This is a genomic window from Mesorhizobium sophorae, assembly GCF_002270415.1.
Lineage (GTDB): Bacteria > Pseudomonadota > Alphaproteobacteria > Rhizobiales > Rhizobiaceae > Mesorhizobium > Mesorhizobium sophorae.
On the sequence record NZ_NNRI01000022.1, the window covers coordinates 832,371 to 849,241 of the forward strand.

Genomic DNA, 16,871 nt, shown 5'->3' on the forward strand with positions numbered 1-16,871 from the left:
GGTCGCGTCTGACCATGCCAACGCCACCCAAGCTCAAAGCCTATCGCGCCAAGCGCGAATTCTCGAAAACGCCGGAACCCGCCGGCGGGCTCGTCGCCGGCGAAGGCAACCGCTTCGTCGTCCACAAGCATCACGCTACCGCCGATCACTATGATCTGCGCCTGCAGGTCGGCGGCGTGCTGAAGAGCTGGGCGGTGCCGCGCGGGCCTTCGCTCAATCCGGCCGACAAGCGGCTGGCGGTCGAGACCGAGGATCATCCGCTGGAATACATCGACTTCGAGGGCGTCATTCCCGAAGGCGAATATGGCGGCGGGCCGATGATCGTCTGGGACACCGGCAGCTGGGCGCCGATGGACGATGTCGAGAAGAGCCTGCGGACCGGCGCCTTCAAGTTTCGGCTTGCCGGCGAGAAGCTCAATGGCGGCTGGATGCTGACCAGGCTCAAACCAAAACCCGGCGAGGACGAGAACAAGAAGAACTGGCTGCTGTTCAAGGAGCGCGACCTTGCCGCCGACACCGCGCTCGACATTCTGGAAGCGCGGCCGGAAAGCGTGAAGTCCGGCAGGCGCATCGAGGAGTTGGCGGCGCCCGCGAAGCCGGCGGCCAAGCCCGAACAGGGTTCGCTGAAGCCCGGCACGCTGCCGGGTGCATTCAAGGCCCAGGCACTCAGCCGCATCGAGCCGCAGCTGGCGACGCAGGCGTCAAAGCCGCCCGATGGCGAGGATACCAACGAGGTCTGGCTGCACGAGATCAAATTCGACGGCTACCGCACCATGGCGCATCTGAGCGACGGCATGGTCAAGCTGATCACGCGCGGCGGCATCGACTGGACGAAGCGCTATGGCGACCTGCCGCATGCCTTCGCCAAACTGCCGTGCCGCGACGCCATCATCGACGGCGAGATCGTCGTGCTCGACGCCAAGGGCATCAGCCGTTTCGCGCTGTTGCAGGAAGCGCTGGCCGGAGGCGCCGGCAGCAGACTGCATTTCTATGCCTTCGATCTGCTTCATCTCGACGGCTGGGACCTGACCAAGGCGCCGCTGGTCCGGCGCAAGGCGCTGCTGGCACAGATGTTGTCCGGCCTCGGCGCCAATTCCGCCATCCAGTTCTCCGACCATGTCGAAGGCTCGGGCCAGGGACTCTACGACCAGGCGTCTGAACTCGGGCTGGAGGGCGTCGTCTCCAAGCGCGCCACCGCGATCTACCAGAGCGGCCGCACCAAGAGCTGGACCAAGACCAAGGCGCTGGCGACCGGCGACTTCGTCATCGCCGGCTACACCACCTCCGCCGCGGCCGAGGGGCTGGCAGCCCTGGGGCTTGCCGAGTTCGAGGACGGCGAACTGCACTATCGCGGCAAGGTCGGCACCGGCTTCGATACCGGGACCGCCGCCGAATTGCTGGCCAGGCTGGGGCCGCTCACATCAGGCGCGACGGCGCCCGAAGGGGTGCCGCGCGAGATCATGCGCGAGATGCACTGGGTGCGTCCGCTGTTTTCGGCGCATATCCACTATGCCAACCGCACCGCGGACAATGCGCTGCGCCACGCGGTGTTTCGCGGCTTGAGGGATGTCGGCCTGTCGACGCCAGTGTCGGCCAAGCGCAAGCGGCTGATCTCGGAGGCCGACCTCGCCACCATCTGGGTGACCAACCCGACGCGGCGGCTGTTCGGCAAGACCGGGCCAACCAAGCTCGACATCGCCGTCTACTACGCGCTGGTCGGCGATTTCATGCTGCCGCACATTCTGGGACGGCCGGTGTCGCTGGTGCGCTGCCCGACCGGCCTGCCTAAGGACTGCTTCTTCCAGCGCCATGCCTTCACCGGCATGCCGCCCTCGGTGGTGACCTTCGAGGCAACCAATTCCGAGGGCGAGACAAAGTCCTATCTCTCGGTCGAAGGCGCCAAGGGCTATCTGGCGCTGGCGCAGTTCGGCGTCGTCGAATTCCACACCTGGGGCACGCATCGCACCAGCCTCGACAAGCCCGACCAGATCGTCTTCGACCTCGACCCGGGCGACGGGATTTCGTGGCGCGAGGTGGTCGAGGCGGCGGTGCATATCAAGGCTGAGCTCGAGGGGCTGGGGCTGGTGCCCTTCGCCAAGACCTCGGGCGGCAGCGGCATCCACATCACCGTGCCGGTGACCGGCAAGCAGAACTGGAAGAAACTGCACCAGGCAACCAGCGCGATTTCCACGCATCTGGCGGCAACCGCGCCCGACACCTTCACCACCACCATGGGCAAGGACAACCGCAGGAAGCGCATCTTCATCGACTATCACCGCAATGCACGCGGCCACACCTCGGCCGCCCCCTATTCGCTGCGCGCCCGCACCAACCTGCCGGCCTCGACACCGGTGAGCTGGGCGGATCTGGAGTCGATCGATGCACCGCAGGATTTGAACTATTCTTCGCTGCCGGGGCTCTTGGCGACATCCGGCGATCCATGGGCGGAGATCGATGAGTTCGCGCGGGATTTGCCCCTTCAGAAGTTGGGTTCCTCGCGCCCATGAAACGGGGCGAGGCACCCAAGTCCATCGACGGTCCTGACAATTTGAATTATTCTCCGCCCTCGACCCTGTGCCGACCTAAAAGATTTCGTCAGGGATTTGCCTGTATTGTGCGGGGTCGGTGTAGGATTTCAGTGGCGTCGCTCGTCCTTCGGACGAACAGCGCTGCACCGATGTGACAGTGCATGGCCGCGTAGGAGTGTTTCATGGCGCCCAGGGCAAGTTGGAAAGGTTACCTCAAGCTCAGCCTCGTCAGCTGTCCGGTGCGGCTATACCCCGCCACCAGCGCGAGCGAACGCATCAGTTTCAACCAGCTGCACAAGAAGACCCACAACCGCATCAACATGAAGCCGGTCGATCCCGAACTGGGGCTGGTCGAGCGTTCGGATCTGGTCAAGGGCTACGAATACGAGGACAAGCAGTACATCATCATCGATGACGCAGACCTCGACGCGGTGCGCATCGAATCCAACCACACGATGAACATCGAGGCCTTCGTCGACGAGGGCGAGGTCGACGTCATCTATCAGGACGCGCCCTACTACATGGCGCCCGACGGCGCGATGGCGGAGGAAACCTTCGCCGTGCTGCGCGAAGCGATGCGCAAATCCGGCAAGCTGGCCATCGCCCGGCTGGTGCTGTCCAGCCGCGAGCGGGTGGTGACGATCGGTGCGCGCGAGAACGGCATGTTCGTGTGTACGTTGAGAAACCCGAACGAAGTGCGTGGAACGGCTGAATATTTTGGCAACATTCCAGCCGGCAAGCCCGACGCGGAAATGCTGCAATTGGCCGAAGCGCTCATCAAGCAGAAGGAAACCACCTTCGATCCGAAGAATTATGAGGACCGCTATGAGATCGCGCTGATGACGATGATCCGCGAGAAGCTGAAGGGCCACAAGCCAATCATCGCGGCGGCCCCCGAACGCGGCAATGTCATCAATCTGATGGATGCGCTGAAGGCCAGCCTGTCGCAATCGAAGCCGCCGGCCAAGTCGAAAAGCAAGGCCGACGAGGTCGCCAAGCCCGCGACCAAGAAGGCGGCAGCGGGCGGCGCTGTTGAAAATCCGCTGAAGGCCAATCTGCTGAAGGCGGTCGGCAAGAGCAAGAAATGACGGCACAAGCCGTCCTGGTCCCGGGGGCCGTCTTCGGCGCGATCGGCGCGCTGGCGGCGTTTCCGCTCAGGCTCGCGGCACGCGAGGTCGAGCGCCAGCACGGCCAGTTGCGGCGCGGCGTCACCAGGCGCACCACGCATGTCGTGTTCGGCCGCTCCGTGCTGGCCAGGGCCGGGCTTGCCAAGAACGGCGACGCCGAGATCGAGCGCCGCGTCGCTGCCGAGCGCATGGCCGGCCGTGTTCTGATCAGCGAGAATGGTTTCTTGCGCATGCTCGGGCTGATGAAGGCGCCGGAGGCGTCCTCGCTGTCGAGGCAATCGCTGATCGAACAGTCGCGGCTGCCAGGCGCCGACCTTGACCTGTTGTCGCTGTTCGATGCCTTCGAACATGACGGCGAACCCTATTCCTTCCGCGACCTGATCCTGGCCCGCAAATATGCCGGGCTGGTGGCCGGCGGGGCGACGTGGGGCGCGATCGCGCGTTCCGTCCATCGCTCCGGGCCGGTGGCTTCGCTGACCGCCAAGTCGCTCAATGTCGGCTCGCAGCATGGGCGGCCCGACGCAATCTATCTCGAGGGCGGCCAGAGCGAGCTCGACGGGCAATTGCTGTTCGATCTGGGCACCGCCGGTTCAGCTGGCGACGACACGCTGGAAGAGCTGTTCGAGGAGGCCGAAGCGGCTGAGGAGGGCGGCGACCATGACGGGGCAGCCGCGCTCTACCAGCGCTGTCTGGCCATCGACCCGGGCGATGCCTTTGCCGCCTTCAACCGCGCCAACTGCCTGCGCGCCGGCGGCCACGCGAGGGACGCCGCGCACGATTATGCCCGTGCGATAAAGCTCGACCCGGTCTTCGTCGAGGCATGGTTCAATCTGGCAGGGCTGATGAGCGAGCAAGGCCGCGAAGCCTCGGCGCGAAGGCATCTGCAGAAGGCCATCGCGCTAGACAAGACCTATGCCGATCCGGTGTTCAACCTCGCCCGGCTGGAATTCGACGCCGGCAATTTGCCGGAGGCGCGCCGCAACTGGGCGCGCTATCTCGAACTGGATAGCGATTCCGAATGGGCGCGGGTTGCGGCCAAGGGGGTGCAGTTCGTGGATATGCAACTGGCGCGGACGGCTGGGTGAGGGGATTGATGCTGGCGCTTGAACACCCCCCTCTGTCCTGCCGGACATCTCCCCCGCAAGGGGGGAGATTGGATGTCGCCACCGCTTTCCCCAATCGCCAACGTTGGACATTGAGCGGAACGTCAAAGCTGCCGATCTCCCCCCTTGCGGGGGAGATGTCCGGCAGGACAGAGGGGGGTTGGACGGAACACGACCTCTCGGGGAAGGCCGCCCTATGACCACCTTCCTCTTCGACGGCCCCGAGACCGCCCCCGTCGCCATCCTGCTCGCGCATGGCGCCGGCGCGTCGATGGATTCTCCCTCGATGACGGCCACCGCCAAGTCGCTGGCGGCGACTGGCTTCCAGGTCGCGCGCTTCGAATTCCACTACATGGCAGCCCGCCGCTACGGGCATCGCAAGCCGCCGCCGCGGGCCGAGACGGTGAACCCGGAATATGTCAAGGCGATCGCCGACCTCAGGACGAAGGGCGTAACCGGCCCACTCATCATCGGCGGCAAGTCGATGGGCGGGCGCGTCGCCTCGATGGTCGCCGACGAGATGTTTGCCAAGGGCGAGATATCGGGCCTGCTGTGCCTCGGCTATCCCTTTCATCCGCCGGCCAAGCCCGAGCAATTGCGGACCAAACATCTCGCCAACCTGAAGACGCCGACGCTGATCTTCCAGGGCACACGTGACGAGTTCGGGACGCAGGACGAGGTCGCGACTTACGCGCTTTCCGACCAGATCGAAATCGTTTGGCTGGAGGATGGCGACCATGATCTCAAACCGCGCAAGAGCGTTTCAGGATTTTCGGCGGCCGAACACTTGAAGACGCTGGCCGAGGCTGTGAAGGCGTGGACGGGCCGGATCGTTTCCTGAGCCGATGAAAATCGCCTCCTTCAACATCAACAACGTCAACAGCCGGCTGGAGAACCTGCTGGCATGGCTGGCGACGGCAAAGCCTGATGTCGTGTGCCTGCAGGAACTGAAGGCGCGCGACACGCAGTTTCCGCGTTCGGCATTGGCCGCGGCCGGCTATGGCGCGGTGTGGAAGGGCGAGCCGACCTGGAACGGCGTCGCCTTACTGGCGCGGGCCTCGGAACCGGTGCTGACCCGCGATGCCTTGCCGGGCGACGATGCCGACAAGCAGAGCCGCTACATCGAGGCGGCGGTGGACGGCATCGTCATCGCTTGCCTTTATGCGCCGAACGGCAACCCTCAGCCCGGCCCGAAATTCGCCTACAAGCTCGCCTGGCATGAACGGCTGGAGGCACACGCCGAGCAGCTGTTGGACACCGGCCTACCGGTGGTGCTGGCCGGCGACTACAACATCGTGCCCGAGCCGCGCGACATCTACGCCACCCGCTCCTATGACGACAACGCGCTGGTGCAGCCGGAAAGCCGGGCGTCCTTCGCCCGCCTGATCGAGCAGGGCTGGACGGATGCCCTGCGCAAGAAGCACCCGAAGGAGACGCTCTATACGTTCTGGGATTATCGCCGAAACCGCTGGCCGCGCGACGCGGGGCTCAGGCTCGACCATATCCTGCTGTCGAAGACACTGTCGCGCCGTCTCACCGCCGCCGGGATCGACCGCGAGGTGCGCGGGCAAGACGGCGCCAGCGACCATGCGCCGGTCTGGGTGGAGCTCAGGTCAGCTTGATGGGAACCTCGACGCCGCCGCTTTCGCATGCGCCATTTTGCGAACACCTTTTCCACTGGTAATCTCGTGAACTGAACTTTGCGGCGTGGGGCGAAGCCTGCGATGGCGCCGAGGGGGGCCGATGAACAGAGTCGTCGACAGGCTGATTGCAATCATCCTGCTGGTGGTGGCCGTGGCTTGCGTCTGGCGCGCCTGGCTGGTGCTTGGCGATGCAGTCGTCGTCTGGCGCGGTGTCTCGCCTTCCGCCGAGGCTTCCGCCTCCATCCGGTTGGCCGCATTGGTGGTGGCGGCACTCGCTTGCCTGATTGGCGCTCTGCTGTTCTGGGCAGGTCGTCTGCCGGGGCGCCCGAACCATCAGGCCGGCGCGCCGCTGTTCGGCCGTGCGGCGGAAGTGCAAGACACCGGCAGGCCCGGCCTGCGCAAGGTGTTTCTCGCCCTGCCATTGGTTGTGCTTGCGGTGCTGGCCGTCGACCGGTTCGGCCCCTGGCATGATCGCGGTGGCGAAATTGCCAGCCAGCCCGGCGAACCCAAGCCCAACGAACCCAAGCAGAATGAACCCAAGCCTGCCGAGCCGAAGGGGCAGGACGTCGCCAGTGCGCCGCCGGTCCAGGAACCGGCAGTTCCACCGGCAGCCACGCCGCCGGCGCCATCTCCGCCCGCCCCACCACCGGAAGCGGTCAACCCGCCCGCGGCCCTAGAGCCGCTGACTCCGCCCGCGCTCGCGCCGCCAACGCCGCCTACGCCCGTTCCGGCACCGCCGGAGGTCGCTGTGATCCCGCCACCGACCGTCGCGCCTCTGCCCCCACCTCCGCCACCGCTGCCGACCGAGCCCGAGGGTCATCGCGACGCTGTCGTCTGGCTGGCCGTGGCGACCGACGGGCACTCGATCATGAGCGCTTCCACCGACCACACGATCAAGCTCTGGGACATCGCCGGCAAGCATCTGATCCGCACCCTCGGCGCCCACAAGGATATGGTGCGCACGGCGCTGTTCATGCCCGATGGCGTCAGCGCGCTGACCGCCGGCGACGACGGCGAGATGGTGCAGCGGAAACTTTCCGACGGCGCTGTGCTGCATGTCTTTTCGGCGGGCGAGAATGGCGGTGTGAACAAGCTGGCGATCAGCCCGGACGGCAAGCGTGCCGTGACCGGCCACGAGACCGGCAACGTCATCGTCTGGGACCTAGAAAAGGGCACCGTGCTGCATGTGATGAGCGGGCACGACTGGTCGGTCAGCGCTGTCGCCGTCTCGCCCGACGGCACTCGCGCCGTCTCGGGCAGCATCGATGGCACTCTCAAACTCTGGGACATCGACAGCGGCAAGCAGCTGCGCAGCTGGCATGGGCATGAGCATGGCACCTATGGCGCCGTGTTCACCGCCGACGGCCATCATCTAATCACCGGCAGCGGCGACTACACGATCAAGCTCTGGGACCTCGACAGCGGCCGCGAAGTGCGCCGCTTCGATGGCCATGAGGGCACCGTCTACACGTTGGCGCTGTCGGCCGACGGCAAGCGCCTGGTCTCCGGTTCGCTCGACGGCACGGCGCGCCTGTGGGACATGGAAACCGGCAATCAGGTCGCCATGTTCGACAGCCAGAGCGGCCCGATCTATGCGGTGGCCTTCGCCGCCGACGGCACGGTGCTGACCGGCGGCTACGACCGTACCATCCGCGACTGGCCGGCCGCAGGCGGCGACGGCGTGGTGCTGTTTGCAGGGGCGCCGGGGTGAATGGCGCGCCCGAGGAGCGGCCGGAGCCATTGCGGGGCGGGGTCAGCTACAGCTTCACGCCATGATCGGGTTCGAAACGATGCAGGACCTCGCGTGCTTCAATATCGACCTCTTCTCGTCTGTCATCTTCGCTGGGATGATCCGCTAATCGGCGCAGATCCTCCTCCAGGCCGCGAAGAACGTCCATCGGCAATCTTTGCACGATCGAGTTGATGCAGTGCCACTTTTGAGTTCCATCCTTTCCCTGAAGGATACGTGAGACCGGATTGATCAGCGGTGTCCCCAAAGTGACAAGGAAATCAGCGATGGGACTAGCCACCGGCCATCGGCAGTCCACTCCAACAGTTGGTCCAAAATCGGCGCAACCGCCGGATAGCCCGCTTCGACAATCAGAGCGATTGAGTCAAGATCGTGCTTGTCGCGTGGGAGCAGGCTCTGTGGGTCAATCATACAAGTCGCTTTCCGCCCATAATCTCTACGCTTTTTGAGTGCTCGAAGATTGCTGTCAATGGCCACACGCCTGTCAACCATCCTTGACCCTCTCGCCGCCCACGCTATGTTCGCGCCATGTCAGCATCCAGCCTCGCGGACAAAGCGCCGCTCATCGTGATCGACCTTCAGACCGGCATGTTCGACGGCGTGCACGAGCCGCCGATCCATGAGGCGTCAGCCATTGCCGAGCGTGCCCGGGCGGTGATCGACTGGGCGCGGCGCGGCGGGCGCAAGGTCGCCTTTGTCAGGCATGACGGACCGGCGGGCGATCCGCTGGCGCCGGGTGAACCCGGTTGGCCGGTGTGGCCCGCTCTCGGCCAGGCCGTGGACCAGCCGACTTTCGCCAAGAGCGTCGGCAATGCCTTCAGCAATGCAGCCCTTGGCGAATGGGTCGCCGGGCAGGGCGCCGGTGCTGTCGTGCTGCTGGGCGCGCAGACCGATTTTTGCGTGGCTGCGACCGTCAAGGGCGCGATGGCCAGAGGGCTTGGCGTCACCGTGGTCTCCGATGCGCACAGCACATTGGACAGCGCCAGTGAGAGCGCCCGGCAGATCATCACCCGCCACAACGATGAATTCGCCGAGGCCGGCGTCAATCTGGTGACGACGAAGGCACTGGTCGGCGGCTGAAGCTGTAACGAATTTGGCGGCAGGCTGATCGTCACTTCGCGCGACAACTTGTCCAGCACTGCGGATCGGACGAGACCGCCAGGTGCCTGCCGTGGTCGACGCGGACGGGGGGGCGCATTGTTGGGATGGCTCGGGCGCCCGCGTCAACCAGGGCGGCTCGTACCGCCGCATTGACATCATTGCACATCGCCCGCCGGCCGACACTTCCGCGAAAGCGGAATAGGCCGGGACTAAAGTGCAGATTCGGCGTCCTGGTCATCACGGCGTGAGACAGTTTCTCTTTCTTGCCGCATCGAATGATTTTCCTCAACCCAAACTGGCCGGCGGGTCGCTGTCGATTCGAAAAGGCGGCTGGATGTTCCGCCGAGCGCGCAGCCCGATCAGTTTGCCGCGCTGCGATCGGTCGCCTGAATCGATCGGGCGGGAAGGGACGACAGCGCACGTTGATCCGACGGCTGCTCGTTGAGGTAGAGCGCGCCGCCCAGGACGAGAAACACCATTCCCACCGCCATCAATCCCACCATCAGCACGGCAATCGCCGTGACCGGGCCGTTGCCTGTTTTGACGACGGTGGATCGATGCGGCATCGTTCTGTCCTCCCGATATGGATCCGGCGGCGCCGGCGATATCGCGACAAACGACAGCCAAAGCGAGATGTTCCCTTCTCCGGACGTCAATCCGGGCCACATCGGCCGTTTGCGTTTTCGCCTAGGACCAAGGTCTTAGGTGCCAGCCGCAAAGGTCCGGGGGGCCCTGTTCGGTTCCGGCAATGTGCATTGGACGTTCCGGTATTTTAGTCAAACGCGATATAATGACGCGGTCGTTTCGCGTGGTCAGGATCGGGAAAAAACTTAGCCGGCCAAGCGTCTTCGCCGCAATCGTGGCACCTAAAATGGCCCCGCTGGCAGCCCTGACGTCACAGGCACAGCGCGGCAACGGCCGCCACCACCGCCGCCACGGGGGCGCAGTATGCCAAGGCTGGAACCAAGCGCCGGCGCTTCGCGTTTTGAGTTTGACCTGTGAGGACTGCCACCTCCGGCCACACCGTCTAAGGCCCGCTTTGCTCCCAGCAAGGCGGGCCTCTTTCTTGTCGGAGCTTCCGGCGAAAACAAGAAAGGCGGCTGGAACGACACGGTGCGCTCTACGTTGGCTAGGCAATGAAAATATTGAGGCCGATCCAGCGCCGGTGGCGACGACCTTTGAAGCCCATGCCATGGGGCGTTCTCCGGTGATCCGTGTAGCTGTTGGCAGTTCTGTGTGCAATTCAGCACCCATCTGCATAATTTATCTACGAAATCCGGAAGCTTTTGTGCCTCTTGGACCGATAGCTGGATCAACAAGCGCCAATATCAGGTCGATTTCGTGATGCTTTCAATTCGGTAATTGAAATGGAACCTCACGGTGGCGGCGGAGTTTTCATCCAGGGCGGAGTTCCGATGAATACAATGGAGGCTATGATGAAACATTATCTTTCGAGTGCTGCGGCCGCGATCGTCCTGATGGGCGGCATTGGCGTGGCGATGGCTGAACACGTCGTTGTCGTCCAGCCGGAGCAGGAGACGGTCGTTCGCCAATACATCAAGAAGGAGCCGCTTGCGTCGGTGAACCTGCTGGGCGTCGAACTCAAGCTTGGCTCGTCGGTGCCCGACACGGTCGAATTGCGTCAGGTGCCCGACGTCAAATATCGCGTCGCCGTGATCAATGACCAGACCGTCCTGGTCGATCCAGAGACACGCCAGATCGTCCAAGTCCTGCACTGAGTGAGGCCCGACGCGTAGGCCGACACACCGGGATTGCCCGCGTTGGGTTGTCTTGGGAGGAGCCCGTCACCAGACATTCGCGTCGGTGGCGGGCTTTCCTTTGAGGCAGGTTTTGCCGTGGTCTATTCGGCGGCCAGCTTGTCCTGCGTGTTCGTCTCAAAATCGCGGGCGTCGTGGCGCTCATGCAGCTGCATGGCGGGTTCACCGAAGGCGCGGTTGACCATGCGGCCGCGCTTGACCGCGGGGCGGGCGTCGATCGCCTTGGCCCAGCGCTGCACATGCTGGTAGTCGTTCACGGACAGGAACTCGCCGGAATCATTGTACATGCGGCCGAGCGCCAGCCCGCCATACCAGGGCCAAACCGCCATGTCGGCGATGCTGTAGTCCTTGCCACCGAGATATTCGGACTCGGCAAGCCGACGGTCGAGCACGTCCATCTGGCGCTTCACCTCCATGGAGAAGCGGTCGATGGCATACTCGAACTTCTCCGGCGCATAGGCGTAGAAATGGCCGAAGCCGCCGCCCAGATAAGGTGCCGAACCCATCTGCCAGAACAGCCAGGACAGCACCTCGGCGCGGGCCGGCTGTTCGGTCGGCAGGAATTCGCCGAATTTTTCGGCGAGATAGACGAGGATCGAGCCGGATTCGAAGATGCGCACCGGGGTCTTGCCGCTGCGGTCCATCAAGGCGGGAATCTTTGAATTGGGATTGACCTCGACGAAGCCGCTGCCGAACTGGTCGCCATCGTTGATGCGGATCAGCCAGGCATCATATTCGGCGCCCTTGTGGCCGCGCGCCAGAAGTTCCTCCAACATGACGGTCACCTTGACGCCGTTCGGCGTCGCCAGCGAATAGAGCTGCAGCGGGTGTTTGCCGACTGGCAGGTCCTTGTCGTGCGTCGGCCCGGCGATCGGCCGGTTGATGCTGGCAAAGGCGCCGCCATTCGCCTTGCTCCAGGTCCATACTTTCGGCGGGGTGTAGTCGGTCATCTCGGGGCCTCGTGGGGAAGGATGGGCAGGTCGCCCTACAACTAGGGTTTCAGAGGGGGAAGTTCAACTTGCGTTGAACTATTGTTGACGGAGGCTCCGTTTTCCCTTCCCCTGGTGGGGTGATCAGCCGGATCGCGAAGCGAATTCATCATGCCAGTGGCCGCGCGAACCGCTTCTCACCCCTTGCACCATCTCCCTTGCGGCATACCTATAGAATTATCACCTATCCAGGAATGACAGCATGACCATCAATCCCAATCCGCGCTCGGTCGTTGCCGTGCGGGCCACCGTTCCGGAGGATGCCTTCACGGCGGGTGCCCTTGGCACGCTCAGGGAAGGCAGCGGTGTCGTCATCCGCAACGACGGGCTGGTGCTGACCATCGGCTATCTCATCACCGAAGCGGAAGAGGTCTGGCTGACCAGTCATGACGGCCGCGTCATCCCGGCGCACGCGCTTGCCTATGACCAGGAATCGGGCTTCGGCCTGGTGCAGGCGCTGGCGCCGCTCGGCCTGCCGGCGGTGGCGCTGGGCGATGCCGGCAAGGCCAGGATCGGCGACGCCGTGGTGCTGGCCGACGGCGTCGGCCAGTCGGTGCAGGCCAGGATCGTCACCAAGCAGGAATTCGCCGGCTATTGGGAGTATCTGCTCGACGAGGCGATCTTCATCGCGCCCGCGCACCCGTCCTGGGGTGGTGCCGGGCTGTTCGGCGCCGACGGCTCGCTGCTCGGCATCGGTTCGCTGCGGCTGCAGATGAGCCGCAACGGCGAGGTCGCCGATATAAACATGGTCGTGCCGATCGACCTTTTGCCGCCCATTCTCGACGATCTCCTGACGCGCGGCCATGTGGCCAGGCCACCGCGCCCGTGGCTCGGCGCCTTGTCGGCCGAAAGCGACGGCAAGGTGGTGGTGATGAGCGTGACCGAAGGCGGCCCGGCCGCCAAAGCCGGCCTGCGGCAGGGCGACATCATTTCCGACATCCGTGACGGCGCGGTCGATGGGCTGGCCGATTTCTATCGCAAGCTGTGGGAGAGCGGCTCGGCCGGCGCGGAGATCCCGATGCGGGTGCTGCGCGATGGCCGCGAAACCTGGCTGCGCGTCAAATCGGCCGACCGCGGCAGTTTCCTCAAGAAGCCGCAGCTGCAGTAGGCATCGGCTGGGGCATTTCGTTGCATCCCAGTCGGCCGCTCACCGCGCCAGCGGGCTGTCCCAGACGACAAACAACAGCGCTTTCAGCTGGGCAAAGCGTTCTGGTCCGAGTTCGGTGCGCCACTCTTCCTCGATGTCGCGCAGGATATCGACCATTTTCCAGAAGGCGGCGTGTCCGCGTTCGGTGGACCGCACCACGCGCGCACTGCCTTCGCCCGGAATGTCGGAGCGCATGAGATAGCCGTAACCTTCGAGACTGCTGAGCAGCTGGTTGATGGCCTGCTTGCTCATGCCTGCGCGCTCGGCGATGGTGCCCGGGCGCGCGCCGTCCGGCCCGGGAAACTGCAGCACCGCCATATGCGGCAGGCGCAATTCGTCGAAGCCGGCGGCGTTGAGCTCCTTGATCAGCCGGCGCTGGATCGCCTGGGCCGGCACGCGCAGCAGCGCGCCGATCAGCAGGTCCTCGGTCTTGGTCTGCAGAACTTCAGCGGATGTGGCCATTGACGATCCGGTAAATTGAGTTTACTCATAGGCGGTAAATGTAATTTACTCGGGGAGCTTATGCAATGCCAGCCTTGGATCTTCAGGTCAATCCAGCCAACGAAACCATCGGTACCAAGGGGCTGTCGGTTCGCTTCCTGGTGTCAGGCGACAGTTCGAACGGCAGCGTCGCCGCCTTCGAACTGATGGTGCCCGGCGCGCAACGGCTGCCGGCGCCGGCGCACAGCCACGACCACTACGAAGAGACGATCTACGGCGTCGACGGGGTGTTGACCTGGACCGTCGACGGCAAGGCGATCGAGGTCGGGCCAGGTGAGGCGCTGTGCATTCCACGCGGCGCCGTTCACCGGTTTGACAACAATGGCACCAGGGATGCCAAGGCGCTTTGCGTCATCACCCCGGCGGCGATCGGCCCGGACTATTTTCGCGAGGCCTTTGCGGTGCTCAATGCTGCCGCCGGCGGCCCGCCGGACAAGCTCAAAATGATGGACATCATGCGCCGGCACGGATTGACGCCGGCGGCGCCGCCACCGAACTGAAGCCGGTCAAAGAGACGCCGGTCACCCGTCGCAAGCGCTGAAATCAGCACCCAGGTTCCAGTCCTTGAAGGCGACGGTCCGGCCTTCCACCGAGACAGTCCTGTGCTTCGAGCTGCCGTCAGGCTGCGTCTTGCTGCTGGTGCCCTTGCCGGTCAGCACGTTGTACTCACAGGCGCTGGCGACATTATCCTGCTGGAAGTCCTCGTAGTCATAGGCAAAACCGGCGACGATGAAGGCACCGTTGCGCCAGGCGATGGTCAGCGTCATGTTGGTCCGCTGGCCGCCGATCGGCATCGCCGGCAGATAGAACTTGATCGACCCGTTCGGCAGCATCGTCAGTTCCGGCTCGGTGTCTGAATTTTCGTAGCCCGGCCGGTCGTAACCGTTCCATTCGCCGAGGATCTGCTCGTGCACGATTTCGACGGGCTTGAGGTAATTGTGCTCCTTGTCCCTGAGGAAGAAGTGGATGTCCATCGGATTGCCGGGCTGGGTCTCGACGACCATGGCAAGGTCGACGGCGCCGTCGCCGTTGAAGTCGCCGGTCACCGCCGTGATGATTTTCAGGGTGTCGATCGGTTCGCCGAGGGCAGCTGTGGGCAACAGCATCGCCAGGGCGAAGAGCAGAGATTTCATGATGTGTTCCCAAGCGTGTGGAACAGGACCATCGCAGGTCTGCGAGATTTCGACAGCGGGTGGAGGAAAATATTTTCGGCCGAGGGGCGGCCTAGTCGCGTTGCGCACTCGCAAACACCACCAGGTTCCCGTCGGGGTCGCGCAGGCGCATGATGTAGAAATCGTCGGCTTCCTCGATCGGGCCGGGCTTGAGGCCTGCATCCATCAGCCGCTGCCGCTCGGGCGCCAGCGGCAGCACGCCGAGCGTCAGCGTGCTGGTACCGGCCTTGTCCCTGTCCTCGAAGAGCTGCACCTCAGCGCTGTCGCTGAACTGCCATTCGGCCAGGCCCGGCATCGGCCGGCGCAGCGGCGCCTTGCCGAACAGCTTTGCATACCAGCCGATGCTCGATTCGAGGTCGGCGCAGCTGACATGGGCGAAAATGGTCTGGATTGTCATCGGGAACCTCCATCCGGCGGTTGCACTGAAGCCGGAACGCGGCGATGGGTGGTGCGTTCCATCGTCATCCGCCAGCAGGCTTTGCTGCTGCCGAAAACTGACAGGGGGCCATATCACGATGCTGACGGATGATGTTTGGCACGATGCTGGAGGCAAGATGACGGTGATCCGAGCGGCAAGCGCAGCGAGCGGGCAGGCCGGCTGATGGCGCCGGTCAAGGTCGATCCCGACAAGGTCAGGGAGTTCCCGGACGCGGCCAGCTTCCACGCCTGGCTCGGCAAGCACCACGCTGCGGAAACCGAGGTGTGGATCAAGATCCACAAGGTGGGGTCGGGGCTGAAGTCGATCACGCCGAAGGAGGCCATCGACGTGGTGCTGTGCTTCGGCTGGATCGACGCGGTGCGCAAGGGGCTCGACGACAACAGTTTCTTGCAGCGCTACACGCCGCGCGGCAGGAAGAGCATCTGGAGCCTGATCAACATCGACAATGTCGCGCGGCTGGTCGAGGAGGGTCGCATGACCGAGCATGGGCTGAGACAGGTCGAGGCAGCCAAGGCCGATGGCCGCTGGGCGCGCGCCTACGGCAGCGGCAAGGAGATGAAAATCCCCGATGACCTGCAGGCAGCCATAGATGCCGAACCCAAGGCGAAAGAGATGCTGGCAAAGCTCAGCGCACAGAACCGCTTCGCGCTTGCCTTCCGCACCCACAACATGAAGACCGAAGCTGGCCGCAAGAAGAAGATCGAGACCTTCGTCGCGATGCTGAAGCGCGGCGAGACGATCCATCCGCAGGGCAAGAAGTAATCCTTTCAGGCGCCGCACTGCCGGCGCTTTGCGTTTAGCCGCACCCGTTTCACACTTTCTCGGAATTGCTCCAGCCACGGTGGGTATTGGCCGCCTCGGGCTTTCGGGTGCCATGCAGTCGATCAAGGCGCTGATTAAGGCCGGCTGCGTCAGATCGAGGTCGATTCGCCGCGGCCGAGAAGGACCCTGTCTCCGCCACTCGCGGGAACGTTCGCAATCCCGATACGATGTCCACTATTCGACATAAACCTTATGTCCCGCATCCCAGGCGGGAGGCGCTTTACAGGATTATGGATATCATATATCCTTAAGGATATTAAATGTCCTCAAAAGGAGAGAGCAGTGACACAGCGCCTGAACGTCGCCCAACAATCGCCTGAGCTATTCAAGCAGCTTCTCGACTTCAGCATGGCCGAGGCGCGCAGCGTGATCGAAGAGAAGATCCGCGATCTGGTCCATATCCGGGCGTCCCAGATCAATGGCTGCGCCTTCTGCCTCGACATGCATGTCAAGGAAGCAAAGATCCACGGCGAGAGCGAGTTGCGGCTCTACCATGTCGCCATCTGGCGGGAATCAAACCTTTTCATTCCTCGTGAACGCGCCGCCCTTGCCTGGACTGAAGCCGTCACGAAGCTCCCCGAGGGCGGTATTCCGGACGAACTCTACGAGCGGGTGCGTGGGCAGCTTTCGGAAAAGGAAATCTCCGACCTGACCTTCTCGATCATGGCCATCAACGCCTGGAACCGTGCTAACGTCGCCTTCAAGACCGTGCCCGGCTCTGCGGATAAACTCTACCGCCTCGACAAGGCAGGCCTGAACTAACCCCGCCCT

18 protein-coding genes and 1 pseudogene are annotated in these 16,871 nt (G+C 63.9%); 12 read left to right on the plus strand and 7 right to left on the minus strand.

All coding sequences use genetic code 11. From position 1 onward, the window contains the following. Nucleotides 1-14: 14 nt before the first annotated feature. The 6 genes from ligD to CGZ66_RS35185 all read left to right on the plus strand — a co-directional run bounded on the left by ligD (nucleotide 15) and on the right by CGZ66_RS35185 (nucleotide 8,112). Complete coding sequence (gene ligD / locus CGZ66_RS35155) at nucleotides 15-2,507, plus strand: DNA ligase D (RefSeq protein WP_095091760.1); 2,493 nt, start codon at nucleotides 15-17, stop codon at nucleotides 2,505-2,507. A 203-nt stretch (nucleotides 2,508-2,710) separates the two neighbouring features. After that, nucleotides 2,711-3,616 carry a non-homologous end joining protein Ku gene (gene ku, locus CGZ66_RS35160; protein WP_095091209.1) on the plus strand — a complete coding sequence of 302 codons (906 nt, stop codon included), beginning with the start codon at nucleotides 2,711-2,713 and terminating at the stop codon, nucleotides 3,614-3,616. Beyond that, the gene (locus tag CGZ66_RS35165; protein ID WP_095091210.1) at nucleotides 3,613-4,740 is read left to right on the plus strand and encodes a tetratricopeptide repeat protein; all 1,128 of its coding nucleotides are present in this window, start codon (nucleotides 3,613-3,615) and stop codon (nucleotides 4,738-4,740) included. The genes ku and CGZ66_RS35165 overlap by 4 nt, the downstream gene beginning before the upstream one ends. 214 nt (nucleotides 4,741-4,954) lie before the next feature. Continuing rightward, the gene (locus tag CGZ66_RS35175) at nucleotides 4,955-5,599 is read left to right on the plus strand and encodes an alpha/beta hydrolase family protein (RefSeq protein ID WP_095091212.1); all 645 of its coding nucleotides are present in this window, start codon (nucleotides 4,955-4,957) and stop codon (nucleotides 5,597-5,599) included. A 4-nt stretch (nucleotides 5,600-5,603) separates the two neighbouring features. Then, nucleotides 5,604-6,380 (plus strand): exodeoxyribonuclease III, encoded by a 777-nt coding sequence (locus CGZ66_RS35180; protein ID WP_095091213.1) that lies wholly within the window; start codon nucleotides 5,604-5,606, stop codon nucleotides 6,378-6,380. Nucleotides 6,381-6,501: 121 nt separating this feature from the next. After that, on the plus strand, nucleotides 6,502-8,112 hold the full coding sequence (locus CGZ66_RS35185; RefSeq protein ID WP_095091214.1) for a WD40 repeat domain-containing protein: 1,611 nt from the start codon (nucleotides 6,502-6,504) through the stop codon (nucleotides 8,110-8,112). A 46-nt stretch (nucleotides 8,113-8,158) separates the two neighbouring features. On the opposite strand, the gene CGZ66_RS35190 is transcribed toward CGZ66_RS35185, so the two are convergent. Beyond that, nucleotides 8,159-8,431, minus strand: coding sequence for a DUF5071 domain-containing protein (locus tag CGZ66_RS35190; RefSeq protein WP_245331358.1), 273 nt, complete (start codon nucleotides 8,429-8,431; stop codon nucleotides 8,159-8,161). Between the two features lie 248 nt (nucleotides 8,432-8,679). Here CGZ66_RS35190 and CGZ66_RS35195 point away from each other — a divergent pair, with 248 nt between their 5' ends. Beyond that, nucleotides 8,680-9,231, plus strand: coding sequence for an isochorismatase family protein (locus tag CGZ66_RS35195; protein WP_095091215.1), 552 nt, complete (start codon nucleotides 8,680-8,682; stop codon nucleotides 9,229-9,231). Between the two features lie 380 nt (nucleotides 9,232-9,611). On the opposite strand, the gene CGZ66_RS35200 is transcribed toward CGZ66_RS35195, so the two are convergent. Continuing rightward, a complete protein-coding gene (locus CGZ66_RS35200) occupies nucleotides 9,612-9,818 on the minus strand; it encodes a hypothetical protein (RefSeq protein ID WP_095091761.1) in 207 nt (68 codons plus the stop codon). 870 nt (nucleotides 9,819-10,688) lie between these two features. Between CGZ66_RS35200 and CGZ66_RS35205 the strand changes: the two genes are divergently transcribed. Continuing rightward, entirely contained in the window at nucleotides 10,689-10,991 is a 303-nt protein-coding gene (locus tag CGZ66_RS35205) for a DUF1236 domain-containing protein (protein WP_095091762.1), read from the plus strand. A gap of 122 nt (nucleotides 10,992-11,113) precedes the next feature. Here the strand turns inward: CGZ66_RS35205 and yghU are convergent, their stop codons facing one another. Then, complete coding sequence (gene yghU / locus CGZ66_RS35210) at nucleotides 11,114-11,980, minus strand: glutathione-dependent disulfide-bond oxidoreductase (protein WP_095091216.1); 867 nt, start codon at nucleotides 11,978-11,980, stop codon at nucleotides 11,114-11,116. A 241-nt stretch (nucleotides 11,981-12,221) separates the two neighbouring features. On the opposite strand from yghU, the gene CGZ66_RS35215 reads away from it, so the two are divergent. Continuing rightward, nucleotides 12,222-13,127: a S1C family serine protease gene (locus CGZ66_RS35215; RefSeq protein ID WP_095091217.1), complete on the plus strand. Its 906-nt coding sequence runs from the start codon at nucleotides 12,222-12,224 to the stop codon at nucleotides 13,125-13,127. Between the two features lie 39 nt (nucleotides 13,128-13,166). Here CGZ66_RS35215 and CGZ66_RS35220 read toward each other — a convergent pair whose 3' ends face one another. Beyond that, nucleotides 13,167-13,628 (minus strand): MarR family winged helix-turn-helix transcriptional regulator, encoded by a 462-nt coding sequence (locus CGZ66_RS35220; RefSeq protein WP_095091218.1) that lies wholly within the window; start codon nucleotides 13,626-13,628, stop codon nucleotides 13,167-13,169. A 65-nt stretch (nucleotides 13,629-13,693) separates the two neighbouring features. Here CGZ66_RS35220 and CGZ66_RS35225 point away from each other — a divergent pair, with 65 nt between their 5' ends. Then, nucleotides 13,694-14,167, plus strand: a complete 474-nt coding sequence (locus CGZ66_RS35225; RefSeq protein WP_095091219.1) for a cupin domain-containing protein — start codon at nucleotides 13,694-13,696, stop codon at nucleotides 14,165-14,167. A 21-nt stretch (nucleotides 14,168-14,188) separates the two neighbouring features. Here the strand turns inward: CGZ66_RS35225 and CGZ66_RS35230 are convergent, their stop codons facing one another. Together CGZ66_RS35230 and CGZ66_RS40190 are read right to left on the minus strand one after the other, a co-directional pair. Next, nucleotides 14,189-14,800 (minus strand): hypothetical protein, encoded by a 612-nt coding sequence (locus tag CGZ66_RS35230; RefSeq protein ID WP_095091220.1) that lies wholly within the window; start codon nucleotides 14,798-14,800, stop codon nucleotides 14,189-14,191. A 91-nt stretch (nucleotides 14,801-14,891) separates the two neighbouring features. Continuing rightward, nucleotides 14,892-15,236: a VOC family protein gene (locus tag CGZ66_RS40190; RefSeq protein ID WP_095091221.1), complete on the minus strand. Its 345-nt coding sequence runs from the start codon at nucleotides 15,234-15,236 to the stop codon at nucleotides 14,892-14,894. 204 nt (nucleotides 15,237-15,440) lie between these two features. Between CGZ66_RS40190 and CGZ66_RS35240 the strand changes: the two genes are divergently transcribed. Then, nucleotides 15,441-16,040, plus strand: coding sequence for a YdeI/OmpD-associated family protein (locus CGZ66_RS35240; RefSeq protein ID WP_095091222.1), 600 nt, complete (start codon nucleotides 15,441-15,443; stop codon nucleotides 16,038-16,040). Nucleotides 16,041-16,163: 123 nt separating this feature from the next. Here CGZ66_RS35240 and CGZ66_RS41930 read toward each other — a convergent pair. Continuing rightward, a pseudogene (locus CGZ66_RS41930) lies at nucleotides 16,164-16,275 on the minus strand (helix-turn-helix domain-containing protein); the annotation flags it as partial. A 107-nt stretch (nucleotides 16,276-16,382) separates the two neighbouring features. Here CGZ66_RS41930 and CGZ66_RS35245 point away from each other — a divergent pair. After that, nucleotides 16,383-16,862 (plus strand): carboxymuconolactone decarboxylase family protein, encoded by a 480-nt coding sequence (locus CGZ66_RS35245; RefSeq protein WP_095091223.1) that lies wholly within the window; start codon nucleotides 16,383-16,385, stop codon nucleotides 16,860-16,862. Nucleotides 16,863-16,871: the final 9 nt, after the last annotated feature.